14 protein-coding genes are annotated in these 13,719 nt (G+C 53.0%); 7 read left to right on the top strand and 7 right to left on the bottom strand.

The features are described 5' to 3' along the window. Positions 1–52: 52 nt before the first annotated feature. Positions 53–535, bottom strand: coding sequence for a glutathione peroxidase (locus tag WFJ73_RS20965; protein ID WP_336774894.1), 483 nt, complete (start codon positions 533–535; stop codon positions 53–55). A 185-nt stretch (positions 536–720) separates the two neighbouring features. Between WFJ73_RS20965 and WFJ73_RS20970 the strand changes: the two genes are divergently transcribed. The 6 genes from WFJ73_RS20970 to pepT all read left to right on the top strand — a co-directional run bounded on the left by WFJ73_RS20970 (position 721) and on the right by pepT (position 5,765). Then, positions 721–1,161: a MarR family winged helix-turn-helix transcriptional regulator gene (locus tag WFJ73_RS20970; RefSeq protein ID WP_248756618.1), complete on the top strand. Its 441-nt coding sequence runs from the start codon at positions 721–723 to the stop codon at positions 1,159–1,161. Positions 1,162–1,297: 136 nt separating this feature from the next. Next, positions 1,298–1,666 (top strand): GntR family transcriptional regulator, encoded by a 369-nt coding sequence (locus tag WFJ73_RS20975; RefSeq protein ID WP_336774895.1) that lies wholly within the window; start codon positions 1,298–1,300, stop codon positions 1,664–1,666. Continuing rightward, positions 1,666–2,562 carry an ABC transporter ATP-binding protein gene (locus WFJ73_RS20980; protein WP_336774896.1) on the top strand — a complete coding sequence of 299 codons (897 nt, stop codon included), beginning with the start codon at positions 1,666–1,668 and terminating at the stop codon, positions 2,560–2,562. Before WFJ73_RS20975 ends, WFJ73_RS20980 begins: the two co-directional genes overlap by 1 nt. After that, positions 2,559–3,239 carry a hypothetical protein gene (locus WFJ73_RS20985; RefSeq protein ID WP_336774897.1) on the top strand — a complete coding sequence of 227 codons (681 nt, stop codon included), beginning with the start codon at positions 2,559–2,561 and terminating at the stop codon, positions 3,237–3,239. The genes WFJ73_RS20980 and WFJ73_RS20985 overlap by 4 nt, the downstream gene beginning before the upstream one ends. A 104-nt stretch (positions 3,240–3,343) precedes the next feature. Further along, a complete protein-coding gene (locus WFJ73_RS20990; RefSeq protein ID WP_336774898.1) occupies positions 3,344–4,384 on the top strand; it encodes a Glu/Leu/Phe/Val family dehydrogenase in 1,041 nt (346 codons plus the stop codon). A 145-nt stretch (positions 4,385–4,529) separates the two neighbouring features. Next, positions 4,530–5,765 (top strand): peptidase T, encoded by a 1,236-nt coding sequence (pepT, locus tag WFJ73_RS20995; protein WP_336774899.1) that lies wholly within the window; start codon positions 4,530–4,532, stop codon positions 5,763–5,765. Here pepT and WFJ73_RS21000 read toward each other — a convergent pair whose 3' ends face one another. The 5 genes from WFJ73_RS21000 to WFJ73_RS21020 all read right to left on the bottom strand — a co-directional run bounded on the left by WFJ73_RS21000 (position 5,766) and on the right by WFJ73_RS21020 (position 9,760). Further along, positions 5,766–6,380: a flavin reductase family protein gene (locus tag WFJ73_RS21000; RefSeq protein WP_336774900.1), complete on the bottom strand. Its 615-nt coding sequence runs from the start codon at positions 6,378–6,380 to the stop codon at positions 5,766–5,768. 20 nt (positions 6,381–6,400) lie between these two features. Further along, positions 6,401–7,006: an alpha/beta hydrolase gene (locus tag WFJ73_RS21005; protein WP_336774901.1), complete on the bottom strand. Its 606-nt coding sequence runs from the start codon at positions 7,004–7,006 to the stop codon at positions 6,401–6,403. Between the two features lie 34 nt (positions 7,007–7,040). Continuing rightward, positions 7,041–7,991, bottom strand: a complete 951-nt coding sequence (locus tag WFJ73_RS21010; RefSeq protein ID WP_336774902.1) for a VOC family protein — start codon at positions 7,989–7,991, stop codon at positions 7,041–7,043. A 95-nt stretch (positions 7,992–8,086) separates the two neighbouring features. Continuing rightward, positions 8,087–8,530, bottom strand: a complete 444-nt coding sequence (locus WFJ73_RS21015; RefSeq protein WP_248756609.1) for a MarR family winged helix-turn-helix transcriptional regulator — start codon at positions 8,528–8,530, stop codon at positions 8,087–8,089. A 138-nt stretch (positions 8,531–8,668) separates the two neighbouring features. Then, positions 8,669–9,760, bottom strand: coding sequence for a peptidoglycan-binding domain-containing protein (locus tag WFJ73_RS21020; RefSeq protein WP_336774903.1), 1,092 nt, complete (start codon positions 9,758–9,760; stop codon positions 8,669–8,671). A gap of 209 nt (positions 9,761–9,969) precedes the next feature. Here WFJ73_RS21020 and WFJ73_RS21025 point away from each other — a divergent pair, with 209 nt between their 5' ends. Continuing rightward, positions 9,970–12,816: a glycosyl hydrolase 115 family protein gene (locus WFJ73_RS21025; protein ID WP_336774904.1), complete on the top strand. Its 2,847-nt coding sequence runs from the start codon at positions 9,970–9,972 to the stop codon at positions 12,814–12,816. Positions 12,817–12,859: 43 nt separating this feature from the next. Here the strand turns inward: WFJ73_RS21025 and WFJ73_RS21030 are convergent, their stop codons facing one another. Continuing rightward, a complete protein-coding gene (locus WFJ73_RS21030) occupies positions 12,860–13,678 on the bottom strand; it encodes a GNAT family N-acetyltransferase (protein WP_336774905.1) in 819 nt (272 codons plus the stop codon). Positions 13,679–13,719: the final 41 nt, after the last annotated feature.

Consider the following 13,719-nt stretch of genomic DNA (forward strand, 5'->3'; position numbering starts at 1 on the left):
CGGGCTTTTGCGTTTGATACGCAAAGCCCGGCTTTCTTTTCAGGACGTAGAATTACTTGCTAAGCAACGCTTGGATCTCGGAGTCGATCCGCTCCGGCGTTACGTTTGGACCAAACCGCTTCACGACTTTGCCTTCCTTGTTCACAAGGAATTTCGTAAAGTTCCATTTGATACGCTTCGAACCAAGGATACCTCGTGCATCCTTCTTCAGCTTCTGGAATAGGGGATGCGCAGTGTCGCCGTTAACGTCAATTCTTGCGTAGAGCGGGAAGTTCACGCCAAAGTTCAGCTCGCAGGACTGCGCAATCTCCGCGTTATTCTCAAGCTCCTGATTCATAAACTGGCTGCTCGGGAAGCCTAATACGGCAAAGCCCTTCTCCTTGTACGTGTCATGAAGCTTTTGCAGTCCTTTGAACTGCGGAGCAAACCCGCATTTGGTCGCCGTATTTACGATTAGCAGCACTTGGCCCTGGTAAGGGGCCAGCGTTTGCTTCTCGCCTTTAATCGTGTTTACTTCAATATTGTATAAGGACATCCTTGATGCAGCTCCTTTTATAATGGATTGTTATTAATTAAATTGTATGCAATTTATATAGCAATGTCAAATACCGATTTTTCTTTTTTGACACGTTTCAGAGGTGGTGCTACAATACAGTCACCCAATTAATTTGCATACAATTTATATAGAGAAGATAAATCAACAAAGGGGCTGCTGCCGTTATGGACACCAACGAACTGCTGAAGCTGGAGAATCAGCTATGCTTTGCATTTTATTCATGCTCAAGAGAAATCACGAAGCTGTACCGTCCTTTACTCGCCGAGCTGGGACTTACGTATACGCAGTACATTACGATGCTTGCCTTGTGGGAGCAGGACAATGTATCCGTGAAGGAGCTGGGAGCGAAGCTCCTCCTTGATTCCGGAACGCTCACGCCGCTGCTTAAGAAGCTGGAATCCATGGGGCTTCTGACAAGGGCGCGGGACAAATCCGATGAACGGCATTTGATCGTCCGCCTAACCGAGCAAGGTCAAGCGCTTAAGGATAAAGCCTCTTGCGTGCCCCTGCGGCTATTTGAAGGCACGGCGGTTGAGCCGGAAGAAATCTTCGCGCTGCGAAGTCAGGTGCAGACGCTGATGAGCAAGATGAACGACGCTACCTAATAGGAGAAGACTTCCTGTAACAAACAGGAAGTCTTCTCCTATTTTGTAATGCCTATTGACTCCATACCATACCCCTTGTATAGTTAGTTACATGAGTAATCAACCACTCAGGTAACTAAGAGGTGAGGAAAACACTATGACCTTAATCATCGACGATAGTCGCCCTATCTTTGTACAGATCGCAGAACGAATCGAAGACGACATCATTCAAGGAAGGCTTCCGGAGGAAGCGCAAGTCCCTTCGAAGAACGAATTCGCCTCCTTTTATCAGATTAACCCCGCTACGGCGGCAAAGGGCGTCAACCTGCTGGTGGACGAAGGAATCTTGTATAAGAAAAGAGGGATTGGAATGTTTGTAGCCACAGGCGCACGTTCCGTGCTGGTCGAGAAGCGCAAGGAGCAATTTTTCGAGCAATACGTCGTAACCATGATGCGGGAAGCAAAGAAGCTGGGCATTTCGGCAGATCAATTAACGGAAATGATTCGGAGAGGGGAGGCCAAATAATGAGCAACGTTGTTGAGGTAAACCGTTTAACCAAATCGTACGGGAATGTTACGGCCGTTAACGAGGTATCGTTCAAGCTTGAGGCGGACAAAATTTACGGCCTGCTGGGAAGAAACGGCGCCGGCAAAACCACGATCATGCATATGATTACCGCCCAGCTGTTCGCCACAAGCGGCGTGCTGAAGGTATTCGGCGAAGAGCCGTACGAGAACTCCCGCGTGCTCAGCCAAATCTGCTTCATTAAGGAAAGCCAGAAGTACCCGGACAACTACACGGTAAACGATGTGCTGGAGCTGTCCTCCTCCCTGTTCCCGAACTGGGATAGAGAGTTTGCGAATGATCTGGTCAAAGACTTTCAGCTGCCGCTTAAGCGCAAGATGAAAAAGCTGTCCCGCGGCATGCATTCTTCCGTCGGTATTATCGTCGGGCTGGCCAGCCGCGCTCCGCTTACGATTTTTGACGAACCGTACCTGGGTCTCGACGCCGTTGCCAGAGCTTTGTTCTACGACCGGCTGATCGAGGACTATTCCGAGAATCCGCGGACGATCGTCCTGTCGACGCATTTGATCGATGAGGTAAGCCGTCTGCTCGAGCATATTATCGTCATCGACGGAGGCAAGGTGCTTATTAATGAGGATGCGGAAGAGCTGCGCGGCTCCGCCTATTCCGTGGCAGGCACGGCAACTGCGGTTGAAGGCTTTATCGCCGGCAAAACCGTCATTTCGCGAGAACCGTTCGGCGCTCTTCTGACAGCGGGGATTACCGGCAGATTGTCCGATCAGGAACGGAAGAAAGCCGATGCTCTTGGCCTTGCGATCTCTCCGATTTCCTTGCAGCAGCTGATCGTTCAGTTAACGAGCAAAAAAACGGATGTTAAGGGAGGCTCCCATAAATGAACCGAATTGGCAATGTACTGAAAATGCATCAACGCGACAAGTTCGCTTGGCTGATCATCCCGTTCATGATTCTTGGCTCAAGCTTTGTGATCAATATGATCGTCGGGTTTCTGAGCGGCGTAGAGATTTACACCGGCGGTCTAATGTCCATCTTTATCTACATGCTTGTGCTTGGCATCATTGTTCTCCCCCAAACCTTTCCTTTTGCGATCAGCTTCAGCATCCGTCGGACCGACTATTATGCGGGAACAATCTTACACACGTTGATCTCCGGCGGTTTCACGGCTATTATTCTGCTCTTGCTCAGCGCAATCGAGAAAGCGACCAACTTCTGGGGTATGGGCTTACACTTCTTCCATCTTCCTTTTCTGACGGACGGCAATATCGTTCAGCAGTTTATCGTTTACTTCCTGACTCTTGCTCTGCTCTTCTTCTGGGGATTCACGATCGGCAGCGTATTCCGGAAATTCCGGGCGATTGGCTTATTCGTTCTGACGCTAGCCTGCCTGCTTGCCACAACCATTATGATGGTCCTCATTATCTCCAAAGACTGGTGGGATGAGATCGCGAACTGGTTTATTGATCTGACGGCCTTCGAGCTGTCGCTGTGGTTCCTGCCGATCATTCTTATCTTCGCCATCGTCTCCTTCGTGCTCATCCGCAGATCGACAGTCTGATTTTTTGCTCCCCCTTATCCGGGCATCCAGTGTCATCGGCTGTTGCTGTTGAATACAACGGTAATACCAATGCTGCTGGACGGCCAGACAAGGGGGATTTTTATATGGATTTGCGGAGCTTGTTGAACCTTGATGACTATGAACGGCTGGAGGTAATCCATGATGCGCGCAGCGGACTTACCGCAGTTATCGCAATCCATAGCACAAAGCTTGGCCCCGGGCTTGGGGGCTGCAGAATGTGGAACTACCCCTCCGTGGAGGATGCAATCATAGATGCCGTCAGGCTGGCCCGGGGCATGACGTATAAATCGGCGATGGCGGAGCTGCCCTTCGGCGGAGGGAAAGCGGTTATTATCGGAGATCCGGGCAAGGACAAAAATGAACGGCTGTTCCGGGCTTTCGGGCGGTTCATTAACCGGCTGCAGGGCGAGTATATTACCGGCATGGACGTCGGAACAACCTCAGCCGATATGGACTGGGTGTTTCAGGAGACGCGTTATGTCACCGACATTTCCGGATCGCTTGGCGCGGCGGGTACCTTTACGGCGGATATGACCGCTTACGGCGTCTTTCTGGCGATGAAGGCCTCCCTGAAAAAGTTGGACGGCTCGGAAAGCCTGTCCGGCAAAGTCGTTGCGGTTCAGGGACTCGGAAAAGTCGGCATGTTCCTCTGCCGATACCTGGCGCTTGCCGGAGCCAAGCTGGTCGTATCCGACCTGAACGATGAGCTCGTCCGGAAGGCCGTGCAGGACTACGGTGCACAGGCTTCCGGCGTGGATCAAATCGCGCGCGAGCTATGCGATATCTTCTCCCCTTGCGCGCTTGGCGGCATCATCAACGATGCGAGCATCCCCCAGCTGCAGTGCCGGATTGTTGCCGGAGCGGCCAACAATCAGCTGGCGGAGGAACGGCACGGCGATGTGCTGCATCGGCGGGGCATCCTTTATGCGCCGGACTATGTAATCAACGCCGGCGGCATCATCGTGACCGCCGCCGAGCTGAACGCCAACTCCCCGTCCTACGCCAGAAGCCGCGTCGAACAGATCTACCGCACGTTGACGAATGTGTTCGATTGGTCCGACAAGCATGGCGTATCCACCGCCAAAGCCGCAAATCAGCTGACCGAGCAGTTGCTCGGCGAGTAAGCTTTTCACACGCAGCAAGGGCTGCTCCCTGGTCGCCATGACCATAAGGAGCAGCCCTTGCTGCCGTCTTTCGGTTATTCGATTTCTGCCTTCTACTCCTTTATAATGGGAACATAAGCAAGTTACCCGAAAGGAGCCGGAACAAATGAAAGAAGAAATTATTAAACGACTGACCTCGTATGTCATCGTCGATACCCAATCCAATGACGAGGGCGAGACCTGCCCATCAACGCCGGGCCAGCTTACGCTTGCGAACCAGCTTGTCGAAGAGCTCAAATCGATCGGGATGCAAGAAATTACGATCGACGCCAACGGTTACGTAATGGCGACTCTGCCGGCTAACACCGATAAACAGGTACCAACTATCGGCTTCCTGGCACACGTGGATACGGCAACCGACTTTACCGGCAACAACGTAAAGCCGCAGCTCGTCGAATATGAAGGCGGCGACATTACGCTGAACGAAGCGCTGGGCGTCGTACTGTCGACTAAAAATTTTCCGGAGCTGGGCAACTACAAAGGCCATACGCTTATGACGACGGACGGCACAACCCTGCTTGGCGCCGACAATAAAGCCGGCATTGCCGAGATTATGACGGCCATGGCCTATCTGATCGCGAATCCGGACATCAAGCACGGCAAGATCCGCGTTGCATTTACGCCGGATGAAGAGATCGGCCGCGGCCCGCATCGCTTTGACGTCGCTGCTTTTGGCGCCAAATATGCCTACACCGTCGACGGCGGTCCGCTTGGCGAACTGGAATACGAGAGCTTTAACGCGGCTGCAGCCAAAATTACCGTCAACGGCACCAACGTCCATCCGGGCACGGCCAAAGGCAAAATGGTCAACTCGATGAAAATCGCCATGGACCTTCACAGCCGTCTTCCGGCTGCCGAAGCGCCTGAGTTTACCGAAGGCTATGAAGGTTTCTATCATCTGAACACGCTGCAGGGCGATGTGGAACAAACCAAGATGTCCTACATCATCCGCGACCATAACCGCGAGAAATTCGAAGCGAAGAAAGCGAATATCTCACGTATTGTTGAAGAGATGAAAGCGATCCATGGTCCAAACAGCATCGTACTTGAGTTGAAAGACCAGTACTATAACATGCGCGACAAAATCGAGCCGGTATTCCATATCGTCGAGATTGCCCGCGATGCGATGGAGAGCCTGGATATTAAGCCGCTTATCAAACCAATCCGCGGCGGTACCGACGGCTCGCAGCTGTCGTACATGGGCCTGCCGACTCCGAATATTTTCACCGGCGGCGAGAATTACCACGGCAAATTCGAATATGTCTCCATCGACAACATGGTTAAGTCCGTGCAGGTAATTGTCGAGATTATCAAACGTTTCGAGGCACGCGGCGAAGAGTAATTACGAAGGCCGTTCTACTTCGAACAGCTCGCCAAGCTTCGCGTACGAAGCGCCTGCCAGACGGCTGACCGGTTGAAGAGCTGCCGCATCGACATGATTCCGTTCATCTATGATGGATTCATGAAGATGATAGCGGACAACACGGCCGATCAGCAAGTCAACAGTAGGAGCTTCTGCCGTTCCGCCAAGCGGAATCGCCTTCTCCAGCACGCATTCCAGCCGGACCTTGGCTTCCGCAATGCCGGGGACGGAGATTCGTTCACTAGGCACGGCGGTCAGACCGGCGAGAGTAACCTCGCTCTCTTCCGGCGGCAGGCTGGCTGCCGTAGCATTCAGCTTTTCAACATACGATTCATCCGCAATGTGAACGACAAACTCACCTCTTGCGATGGCATGACGAGAGGTATCCTTCCGGATACCTCTTTTGCGCTGCACGGATACGGAGATCAGCGGCGGATCAGCCGTTACGATATTGAAATAACTGAATGGCGCCGCGTTCAGCACGCCGTTCTCGGATAAGGTCGTTACCAGAGCAATCGGCCTTGGAATAACCGTACCCGTAAGCAGCTTGTAATTCTCACGCTCGCTTAAGGTTTCTGCATCAATCCGGATCATGCTTCCGCCGCCTCCTTTTCTTAGAAATGATCTTTATACCAAGCTGCTGCCGCCGCCACTTCCGAACGGGTAAGCTGATGGCCGAACCGTTCCCAATGCACGTCTACCGTTGCGCCCGCGCCGCCAAGCAAGCCTTCCAGCTCGTTTGTCTCTTCGGGCGAGCAGATCGGATCGTTCTCGCCTGCCCCGATAAATACCGGCACTCCGGACAAATCCGGCAATTCTAGACCCCGGATCGGCACCATCGGGTGATGCAGAATAGCCCCGCGCAGCGAGTCCTTGTAGTGGAACAGCAGGCTGCCTGCGATATTGGCACCATTGGAATAACCCACGGCTACCAGGTTATTTCGGTCGAACCCATACTCCTCTGCCGCTTGGCCAAGGAAATCATTCAGTTCCTTTGTCCGGAATACCAGATCCTCCAGATCGAATACGCCTTCCGCAATCCGGCGGAAATATCGTGCCATTCCGTTCTCGGATACATTGCCCCGGATGCTCAGCACGGACGACTCCGGCGAAAAGGCTGCCGCAAGCGGCAGCAGGTCATGCTCCGTGCCGCCTGTGCCATGGAACAGGACGAGGACCGGCGCCGCCGGATTCGTCCCCTGTTTGAATATATGCTTCATGGTATATACCTCCCCTAATATAAATTGTCACCTATTAACGATCCAGTTCCATTACCCGTACGTCAAACGGAGTAAGCAGCTGCTCCAGTGTTTCGCGGTGCTGCTCGTACCATGCCGGCAGCATCAGTTTTTCCCCGAGATGTTCAGGCTCTTCGTCACGTGCGAACCCTGGAGGATCCGTAGCGATCTCGAACAGTATGCCGCCTTGCTCACGGAAGTAGAGCGCATTGAAGTACTGACGGTCGACGATTGGCGTTGGCTGGAAGCCGTTGGCGGCTACATGCTGCTGCCAAGTGAGATGCTCGGCATCGTCTTTTGCTCTCCAAGCGATATGGTGAACGGTACCGTGACCGCCATGACCGGCCGCCATTGGCTCCGTATTCACGTCGATGATGTTGCCGAGTTCGCCGAACGATTGGTAACGTGCCAGACCGTTCTCTTCGTCCACTTTCGACAGGCCCATTACATGCTCCAGCAATTGTGCGGTGGCCGCAGGATTGGTGCTGTACAGAATAGCGCCGCCAAAGCCTTTGATCGCATTATCGGCCGATACGCCGCCAAACGACCATGTGCTTCTTGGACCTTCTTCGCGTGCTACCAGTTCTACAAGCAAGCCGTCCGGATCGGCGAATTGCAGGTACTGCTCGCCAAAGCGGGAGGTCTCATTGAATTCGATCTGGAATTTTGCAAGGCGTTCTTTCCAGAAGCCCAGCGTACCTTCAGGTACAACGTAAGTGGTGTAACCTACTTGACCGCCGCCTACGACGCCTTTACGGGAGTTTTCCCAAGGGAAGAACGTGATGATTGTGCCAGGGCTGCCGGCTTGATCGCCGAAGTACAGATGGTACACTTCCGGTGCATCAAAGTTGATTGTTTTTTTCACGAGCCGGAGACCAAGCACCCCTGCGTAAAAGTCTGTAGTCACCTGAGGATGTTTCACGAAAGCCGTAATATGATGGATACCTGCTGTACGTTGATTTGTCATTATTTCCACTCTCCTAATGGGTTAGTTTTAAAATTTTTAAGAATCTTTAATTTAAGATATAGGGCCTGACTAGATGTATATGGCTACGACCAACTCTATTTGTAGGTCGTCTGCGCGAACTTGCCTAATTTCTTGAGTAGTAGGCTTGCCGCCTGCTTCTCTTCCGCTGTCAGTCCTCCGACCGCTCCCTCAATTACGAGGGTATGCTGCGGGAATACTTCTTCAATGAAGCGTGTCCCTGCTTCTGTAATTTCAGCGTAGATCAGCCTCCGGTCTTCGGTTGAAGCTCTGCGGCTGACAAAACCTTTCTTCTCCAGCTTATCGATGACGTAAGTGATATTGCCGCTGCTCATCAGCACCTTCTCGCCGATTTGTTGCAAGGGCTGCGGACCTTTGTGATACAGAAGCTCCAGCACTCCGAACTCGGTCCGGTTAAGGCCATGTTTGCGGATATCCCGGTCGGCATGAGCGTTCACCCATTGGCTTGCTCTGGCAAGCGCGATGTAAAGATCAAGGGAATCATCTTTTTCCTTTTCCATTTGCTCGCCTCGCTTTCGTTTATCTTGATTTTAAGATACTTTATTTCGAGGCAATTGTAAAGAGGTTTTTGAAAAAAAGTTTTTTGGGGCTGTCCAATATTGGACAACCCCTTTGCTATCTTTGCCTCTATGCGGGGTTTAGCGCAAATTAGGCGCGGAATTTTCGCTTGGCGCTTTGTTAGGCGCCGGATTTGGAGCTGCGTTTGGCGCTTGATTGTTAGGCGCGATGTTGTTGCCGCCGCCATTGCTGCCGCCGGTACCGCCACCGCCGAATCCTTTGCCGCCGCCGGTACCGCCTGTACCACCGCCGCCAAAGCCCTTACCGCCTTTGCCGCCTTCTTGCATTTGGCCGCCTCCGCCGCCAAAGCCTTTACCGCCTTTGCCGCCTTCTTGCATTTGGCCGCCTCCGCCGCCAAAGCCTTTGCCGCCTTTGCCGCCTTCTTGCATTTGGCCGCCTCCGCCGCCGAAGCCTTTACCGCCTTTGCCGCCTTCTTGCATTTGGCCGCCTCCGCCGCCGAAGCCTTTGCCGCCGCCTGCTCCGCCGCCGCCACCGATACCTGCACCGCCGCCTGCTCCGCCGCCTCCGATACCTGTGCCGCCGCCTGCTCCGCCGCCACCGATACCTGCGCCGCCGCCTGCTCCGCCGCCACCGATACCTGCGCCGCCGCCTGCTCCGCCGCCACCGATACCTGCGCCGCCGCCTGCTCCGCCGCCGCCACCAGCTCCTGCGCCGCCACCAGCTCCTGCGCCGCCACCAGCTCCTGCGCCGCCGCCAGCTCCTGCGCCGCCGCCTGCTCCGCCGCCACCGCCAGCTCCTGCGCCGCCGCCTTGGCCAACGCCAAGACCTCTAGCTTTGCCGACGCCTTTGGCGCTTATCTTCTTACCGTATTTAGCCGTGTTGTAGGAGTAAGTAATCGACTGGAATGTTTTTGCGTCCACCGAGCCAGTCACCGGAAGGCCATGCGTTTTTTGATAATGCTTGACGCCTCTTACGGTTGTATTGTCATAATAACCGTTGATTTTGCCGGAATAGCTGCCGATTCCCTTCAGCATCCCTTGAATAACATAGATGTCCGGTCCTTTGGCTCCTTTGCCGACCGCAAGAGTTGTTCCGGCACCGCCAAACATAAGTGCAGCAGACAAAACAACTGCACCAAGGATTTTTCCGGCCTTTTTAGCCTTCCCTTTATTTTCGCCATCGCGGGAAGACAACATCCAATCCCATTTCATTTGTTACTACACCTTCCTGTTCTCGTTGAATTGTATTTCCACGCCTTACTATTCCCCAATTCAAAATTTCATACGGTGAATTTCCGATTTAAAAAATTAAAGAGTTTATCGTAAAAATTAAACATGTTGCGCCAACCCTGATTTTTCTCCGGAACCCTTGTTATATAATGATGTCGCTTTCATTTCATTTATTGAACGGGGGTCTTGGCATGCTGAACGACAACTATATCGCATTCAGTTATCACGAAGGCCATTTTCCGCTTTCCTGCGACGGGAAGGCGGCCGATATTTACGTATCCGAACAAGATTACGCAGGTGTTATCCGGGCAGTATCCGACTTGCAGCAGGATATTTATAAAGTCACGCAAACCAATCCGCAAATTTTTCATCAGACTGAAAATCTGAAGAACAGCACGGTTATTATAGGCACAATCGGACAATCCGGCTTGATCGACAAGCTTATCGCGGAAGGAAGGCTTGAAGCCGCCGGCCTGACGGGCAAATGGGAGTCTTTCGTGCTGCAGACGGTTGCCAATCCGCTGCCGGGCGTGGACGAAGCGCTTGTCATCGCGGGAAGCGATAAACGCGGCACGATCTACGGCATTTACGACATTTGCGAGCGGATTGGCGTATCGCCTTGGTACTATTGGGCCGATGTTCCGATTCGCAAACAAGCGGCATTAATGTTCCGCAACGGCATCTACAAGCAAGGCGAGCCGTCCGTCAAATACAGAGGTATTTTCTTAAATGATGAAGGGCCTTCCCTTATGGCTTGGGTTCGGGAGAACTTCGGTGATTTCAAACATAATTTTTATGAAAACGTATTCGAGCTTTTGCTCCGCCTTAAGGCGAACTATCTATGGCCGGCCATGTGGGACAATACCTTTTACGAAGATGACGATCTGAATCCCGCGGTTGCGGATATGTACGGCATCGTAATCAGCACCTCCCACCACGAGCCTATGCAGCGTCCGCATGGCGACTGGAAGAAGCATAAGCAAGGGCCATGGGATTATTCCGTTAATGAAGAAGTTCTCTACAGCTTCTGGGAGGAGGGCATTCGCCGGAGCGCCAGCTACGAGAATGTCATTTCGCTTGGGATGCGGGGAGACGGCGATGAGGCAATGGGAGGTCAACTCTCATTTCAGGAGAAAATCGAACTGCTTCAGCGGATCGTCCAGGACCAGCGCCATATTATTGGCGAGCAGATGCAGACGGATCCTTCGGAAGTCCCGCAGTTATGGGCATTGTATAAAGAGGTTCAGGAATATTACGAGAACGGCATGCGCGTGCCGGATGACATTACGCTTTTGTGGTCCGACGACAATCATGGCAATCTGCGCAGAGTACCCACCGAAGAGGAACGGAGCCGTTCCGGAGGGGCGGGCATCTACTACCATCTTGACTACGTGGGCGGTCCTCGTTCTTATAAATGGGTTAATACAGTGCCGCTCGAGAAAATTTGGGAGCAGATGCACAAAGCCTACGAGTACGGCGCAAACCGGATCTGGATATTGAATGTGGGCGATTTAAAGCCGATGGAATGCCAGCTGGAGTTCTTCCTTCGGATGGCATGGAACATGGACGAATGGAATAAGGACAACATTGGAGACTACAGCACCCGTTGGGCGGAGCAGCAATTCGGCTCCATCTATGCGGAAGAGGCCGCGCTTATCATTAACCGGTATTCCAAATGGAACGGAAGGCTGAAGCCGGAGCTGCTGAACGCCGTCCCGCTCTACAGCTCCGTGCATTATAAAGAGGCGGACAACTTGCTGGCCGAGCTTCATGAGACCGTCAAGCTGGCCGAGCAGGTGTATCAGGACATTCACGCTGCGGCAAAAGACGCCTTCTTTCAGACGGTGCTTTATCCGGCCAAAGCTTCTGCCCAAGTACTGGAGATGTATATCCGCGTCGCAAGAAGCAAGATGTATGCCGCTCAGGGACGTGCTTCCGCAAACCTGGAGGCCAAGCTCGCCAAGCAGCTTTTCGAGGCGGACGCAGCGCTTACCTATGCTTATAATCATGAGCTCGCAGACGGTAAATGGAACCACATGATGGATCAGCTTCACATCGGCTATACGTACTGGAATCAGCCCGAAGAGCATATTATGCCGGAGGTTGGCTCGATCAAGCTGACCAGCGAGAAATCCGGATTAGGCGTCGCAGTCGAAGGCTCCGAGCTGGCATGGCCGCGTGACCCTCAGCTTCCTGCTCTTTCCTTCGACACGTACGCAAGGGAGCGCCGTTATATCGATCTGTTCAATCAAGGAACGGACGCGTTCACTTTCTGCGCAAGGGCCGATCTGCCGTGGATTAAGTTAAACCGTACGACAGGCAGCGTTGAAGTGGAAGAACGACTATGGATAGAGATCGACTGGAACGAGGTACCGGTAAGCGATAAAATCACCGGAAGCATCACCTTGATTGATCTGCTAACCAGCAAAGCTTTCTCCGTCATGATTCACGTTATGAATCCCGCATCGCCTACCCGCGAAGCCTTGACCGGTTTTATGGAGACTAACGGATATATCTCTATCGAGGCGGAACATTACAGCACGAACAACGAAGGCGGCGGAGCAAGCTGGCAGGTCATTCCGAATTACGGCAGAACCCTGTCTTCCATGGCCGTATTTCCGGTAACTGTCCCTTCGAACCCCGTACCTGAGCCAGGCGAATCGCCTTGCCTGGAGTACGAAGTATACTTGACAACGCCTGGCGAGCTTACCGTAACCGCCCTGATCGCTCCAACGATTGACTTTATTCCGGGACAAGGCTTGCGGCTTGGCGTTTCATTTGATGACGGCCCCGTTCAGGTGGCAAGCGCAATCGGCCTAACCAAGGAGGGCGGCTATTCGGAGTCCGATTGGGAGCAAAGCGTTATTCTGAATATCCGCTCAGTCGTAACGAAGCATGCAATCCCGGAGACCGGTTATCATACGCTTAAAATATGGATGGTTGATCCAATCGTTGTCCTGCAAAAAATCATAATCGATACCGGCGGCCTAAAGCCCAGCTATCTTGGCCCGCCGGAAAGCTACCGGGGTTCACGGTAGCAACAGCAAACCCTCTCCGTTTAAGCCGGAGAGGGTTTTGTCTTTAGGATACGAATCTGACGTCGGCCACCTTGCCGCTTTCCACAAAGCCGATATTCTGATACACCTTATTGGAATCGGGGTTGGTCAAATCCGCATACAGCATGGGGATCCTGTTTTCTTGCACGATCAGGCCGCAGCAGGCGGCAACCGTCGCGCTCGCAAACCCTTGCTTTCGCAGCTCCAGCGGCGTATAGACATAATTAATGCGGGCATGGCGCGGAGAACGGTGAGCGATATGCGCCATGGATACCGGCATTTGATCAACGATCCATATGTATAGATTGCCTGTTGCGATCGTATTACCCGCCGCGGGCAATTGGCTAGCCGGATGGACCTTGTAGCCGTATGCGCTTTCCGCAAAGCCGGCCATAAAATCCGCGATTAGCGGAGCGTCCGAGGAAACGGTTGGCCGCAGCTCCCCCTTCACTGCCGATGGGTACCGGATATCCGGACAATAATAAGCTTCCATCCCCATTTTATACTCGGGGCGCACACGGTAGCGTACAGCGTACAGCTCCGCAAACAGCTTGGCATGCCTAGGCTCCGCCGTAATTCCGCGAAGCGTATGACCGGTAAGCTTCACCAAGGCTTTGAGGAGAAGGAGTCTTTCCTCCTCCGGAAGTGCCTCATCCACCCACAACCAGGCATTATGACCAGGCGAACCGGCAAAAATCGCGGACCCCCCTGCGGCTCTATAGATAACCGACTGACTCATTTCGCATATCCGGTGCAGCAAATTCAACTTTACCTCATCCGGGATAAATAAAGGCGATCTTAAAGCATCCATAGCCTGCTCGCCAGGCAGCAATCTTTCCCACATCGCGACTTCTCCTTTCCTATATGGTTCGCGCACAAAGAAAT

This window comes from Paenibacillus sp. MMO-58, assembly GCF_037146255.1.
Taxonomy (GTDB): Bacteria; Bacillota; Bacilli; order Paenibacillales; family Paenibacillaceae; genus Pristimantibacillus.

Bases quoted from the DNA above. Each gene is read 5' to 3' on its own strand.
- WFJ73_RS20965 (WP_336774894.1), bottom strand. From the start codon at position 535: ATGTCCTTATACAATATTGAAGTAAACACGATTAAAGGCGAGAAGCAA.
- WFJ73_RS20970 (WP_248756618.1), top strand. From the start codon at position 721: ATGGACACCAACGAACTGCTGAAGCTGGAGAATCAGCTATGCTTTGCA.
- WFJ73_RS20975 (WP_336774895.1), top strand. From the start codon at position 1,298: ATGACCTTAATCATCGACGATAGTCGCCCTATCTTTGTACAGATCGCA.
- WFJ73_RS20980 (WP_336774896.1), top strand. From the start codon at position 1,666: ATGAGCAACGTTGTTGAGGTAAACCGTTTAACCAAATCGTACGGGAAT.
- WFJ73_RS20985 (WP_336774897.1), top strand. From the start codon at position 2,559: ATGAACCGAATTGGCAATGTACTGAAAATGCATCAACGCGACAAGTTC.
- WFJ73_RS20990 (WP_336774898.1), top strand. From the start codon at position 3,344: ATGGATTTGCGGAGCTTGTTGAACCTTGATGACTATGAACGGCTGGAG.
- pepT (WP_336774899.1), top strand. From the start codon at position 4,530: ATGAAAGAAGAAATTATTAAACGACTGACCTCGTATGTCATCGTCGAT.
- WFJ73_RS21000 (WP_336774900.1), bottom strand. From the start codon at position 6,380: ATGATCCGGATTGATGCAGAAACCTTAAGCGAGCGTGAGAATTACAAG.
- WFJ73_RS21005 (WP_336774901.1), bottom strand. From the start codon at position 7,006: ATGAAGCATATATTCAAACAGGGGACGAATCCGGCGGCGCCGGTCCTC.
- WFJ73_RS21010 (WP_336774902.1), bottom strand. From the start codon at position 7,991: ATGACAAATCAACGTACAGCAGGTATCCATCATATTACGGCTTTCGTG.
- WFJ73_RS21015 (WP_248756609.1), bottom strand. From the start codon at position 8,530: ATGGAAAAGGAAAAAGATGATTCCCTTGATCTTTACATCGCGCTTGCC.
- WFJ73_RS21020 (WP_336774903.1), bottom strand. From the start codon at position 9,760: ATGAAATGGGATTGGATGTTGTCTTCCCGCGATGGCGAAAATAAAGGG.
- WFJ73_RS21025 (WP_336774904.1), top strand. From the start codon at position 9,970: ATGCTGAACGACAACTATATCGCATTCAGTTATCACGAAGGCCATTTT.
- WFJ73_RS21030 (WP_336774905.1), bottom strand. From the start codon at position 13,678: ATGTGGGAAAGATTGCTGCCTGGCGAGCAGGCTATGGATGCTTTAAGA.